Genomic DNA, 3355 nt, shown 5'->3' with positions numbered 1-3355 from the left:
TTAACTTTAAACTCTAAGACAAACATTTTACGCAGGGGGTACTCAGACAAAATCAGTATATCACAATAAAAGTTAAGTTAACAAGATATAGTTTAAAAAGCCGTCCTAAAAGGACGGGGCTTTAACCCAAAATTTCGGTAACCGGTAACTGAACATGACTTCGATTCGTCAACTGCATCAACAACTCGTTAATAAAGAAAAAACAGCCGTCGAAATCGCTAGAGAATTTCTCGCTCGTATTGAAGCGATCGAACCACAAGTAAAAAGCTTTCTCCATTTAACTCCGGATTTAGCCCTCGCGCAAGCCCAAAAAGTGGACGAGAAAATCGCCAGGGGTGAACCCCTGCATCTGTTAGCAGGTATTCCCATCGCATTAAAAGATAATCTCTGCACCAAGGGTATCCCCACCACCTGCGCTTCTCGGATTTTAGAGAATTTTGTCCCCCCCTACGAGTCCACCGTTACCCAAAAATTACGGGATTTAGGGGCAGTTATCGTCGGTAAAACCAATTTAGACGAGTTTGCCATGGGTAGTTCCACGGAAAACTCCGGTTATCACGTTACCGCTAATCCTTGGGACTTATCCCGGGTGCCGGGGGGATCTTCGGGGGGTTCGGCTGCGGCTGTGGCCGCTCAAGAATGTGTGATTGCCCTAGGATCGGATACGGGGGGATCAATTCGTCAACCGGCTTCATTTTGTGGCGTTGTCGGGCTAAAACCGACCTATGGCTTGGTTTCTCGCTTTGGTTTGGTGGCTTACGCTTCTTCTCTCGATCAGATCGGTCCCTTTGGCCGTACAGTGGAAGATGCGGCGATTTTATTACAAGCGATCGCAGGTTACGATCCCCAAGATTCTACCAGTCTCAATCTGCCGATTCCCGACTATAGCCAATTCCTGAAAACCAGTTTAAAAGGGCTAAAAATTGGCGTAATTAAGGAAACTTTCGGGGAAGGTTTGGATCAGGTGGTTGCCGATGCAGTTAATCAAGCTTTAGAGCAGTTAAAGGCTCTCGGTGCTACGATTAAAGAGATTTCCTGTCCCCGTTTCCGTTACGGATTGCCCACCTACTACATTATCGCCCCCTCGGAGGCATCAGCGAATTTAGCCCGTTACGATGGGGTTAAATACGGTATTCGGGAAGATGCCGATAGTTTAATTGATATGTACACCAAGACTCGCGCTCAGGGTTTTGGTGCGGAAGTCAAGCGCCGGATTATGTTGGGAACCTATACCCTCTCGGCGGGTTATTATGATGCTTATTACCTAAAAGCGCAAAAGGTGAGGACTTTGATCAAAGAGGATTTCGATCGAGCTTTTCAATCGGTAGATGTGTTAGTTTCTCCCACTTCACCGACCACAGCCTTTAAAGCCGGGGAAAAAACCGCGGAGCCTCTGAGTATGTATTTATCAGATTTAATGACTATTCCCGTCAATTTAGCCGGTTTACCTGGGTTAAGTCTTCCCTGCGGTTTTGATGGGCAAGGTTTGCCAATTGGTTTACAATTAGTGGGTAATGTGCTGCGCGAAGATCAATTATTTCACGTCGCCCACGCCTACGAACAGGCCACCGATTGGCACAAACGTCAACCATCTTTTACAAATTGATACAATTGCCGGTGGCTATCTTTTGCCGATAGCCAAATAGTAGGGTGGGTTAGGCGATGACAAATGAGACAGTTAAGCAACTAATAAGGTATTCGCCATAACCCACCAATCTGTTGATTTTGATCCTAATGCTGAATTGCCAGAATTTGGTATTGTATGTATCGGTGATTTCTCCGAAAGTTGATGTGTCTCTATGAATATATATCTAGATTTATTAAAGAGTGAGTTTCGACAATTTTGCTGCTTAAAATATAAATATTATATTGATCAAATAGATAGTTGGTTTACGGATGCGGGATTTGATAAATACGAGCCTCGTGCATCTACGCGCCTAGATCAAGTGGATGGATACTACTCAAAGATTGATTGGGAAAATCAAAACGATATTCAGAAATTTCTGAAAGTAATTGAATCAATACTTTTATACAACACTTATCATATTAAGGAAGATCATAAGCAAACTTTAAGAGGAATTTGTGAAAAAAGTGGTTTTCAAGTTGATAGTAATGGCTACACAATTCATTTAACCAAAAAACTAGGACATCAAAATATCAAAAATATTATTTTTGCCTCTAATTCTTTTAAACCAGAAATTATTTTTTCAGATTCACTTAGCAATGATATTGAAATTACGAAGTATAAAGAATCCTGTTTGATCTATGATAAGCCGATTCAAAGTCATGGATTATTAGGGATAGAGTTAATTGATTGGTGGAAAGAGTATAAAAAAATTATTAGCTGGTCAAATTCAGAAGCGGCAGATTCTCTTTACAAACGACTTAAAGAATCCTTGCAAAATAATCCAGTAGAATCTAGATTTTTTGACACTTACTATAAAAACGAGCAATTATGTCGTCGTTGGGGTGAAAATTCGCCCGCTCTACTGCCACAAGTTTATTTACATTATGATCCCTATACTATCAAAGAACTCAAAAGATATAACAATGGGAGAAGATTGATAAGACAACGTATGGATTTTTTATTATTATTGCCAAAATCAAAAAGAATTGTTATCGAGATTGATGGTAAACAACATTATGCTGATGGAGAATATGCGAAGCCTCAGCTTTATGCAGAAATGGTAGCTGAAGATAGAAAGTTAAAATTGCTAGGTTATGAAGTTTATCGATTTGGAGCTTCTGAAATTATGCAAGAAAACTATGAGTCTATAGTGGTAGATTTTTTCCAAAAACTTTTTGATTTTTATGATATAAACCTTGATTTTTGAAGACTAAGAATAGGGTGCATTTCATGGTTCTTATAATTATAGCGTACAGTAGGATTACGGAAGGGTCATGCTTGGTGCTGAGTTTAATTGCCCTCCATATATTGAAGTAAAACTTTGTTGATGAGGGTTTGACAATTAATCATAGCACCAATCGCAAGAGCGATCGAGCAGGGAAAACAATTAATTCCACGGATTAGAGAAGAATTCCCTAATCTCAAACAACAGCCAGAACTTTTAGAATTGATAGAGACAATTTTGGTTTATAAGTTACCCCAAGTCAGTAGAAAGTAGATAGAAGCGATGTTTAGTTTAAGTGATTTAAAACAAACTAAAGTGTATCAGGAAGCTTTAGAGGAAGGTAGAGAGGAAGGCAGACAAGAAGCTGAATTAGGGTCTGCTGAATAATGGTAAAACCCTTTTAAAATAAAGCTTTTGACCTGTTAAAGTCCGATGTTCATGCTGCGAAAATAGGATTGGGACTTTCAAAAACCTTGCTTTATCCTTCTTGTAGTACATCGCTT

2 protein-coding genes and 1 pseudogene are annotated in these 3355 nt (G+C 39.8%); all 3 read left to right on the top strand.

All coding sequences use genetic code 11. From position 1 onward, the window contains the following. Positions 1 to 154: 154 nt before the first annotated feature. The gene (gatA, locus tag IM319_RS12015; RefSeq protein WP_287735768.1) at positions 155 to 1606 is read left to right on the top strand and encodes an Asp-tRNA(Asn)/Glu-tRNA(Gln) amidotransferase subunit GatA; all 1452 of its coding nucleotides are present in this window, start codon (positions 155 to 157) and stop codon (positions 1604 to 1606) included. Between the two features lie 193 nt (positions 1607 to 1799). Next, positions 1800 to 2834 carry a DUF559 domain-containing protein gene (locus IM319_RS12010; RefSeq protein ID WP_287735766.1) on the top strand — a complete coding sequence of 345 codons (1035 nt, stop codon included), beginning with the start codon at positions 1800 to 1802 and terminating at the stop codon, positions 2832 to 2834. Between the two features lie 132 nt (positions 2835 to 2966). Beyond that, positions 2967 to 3215 (top strand): annotated as a pseudogene (locus tag IM319_RS12005) (DUF2887 domain-containing protein); the annotation flags it as partial. Between the last annotated feature and the right edge of the window lie 140 nt (positions 3216 to 3355).

Source organism: Microcystis sp. M113S1, from assembly GCF_020246945.1.
Lineage (GTDB): Bacteria > Cyanobacteriota > Cyanobacteriia > Cyanobacteriales > Microcystaceae > Microcystis.
The sequence above is the reverse complement of the archived record's forward strand: the minus strand, read 5'-3'. Positions and strand labels throughout refer to the sequence as shown.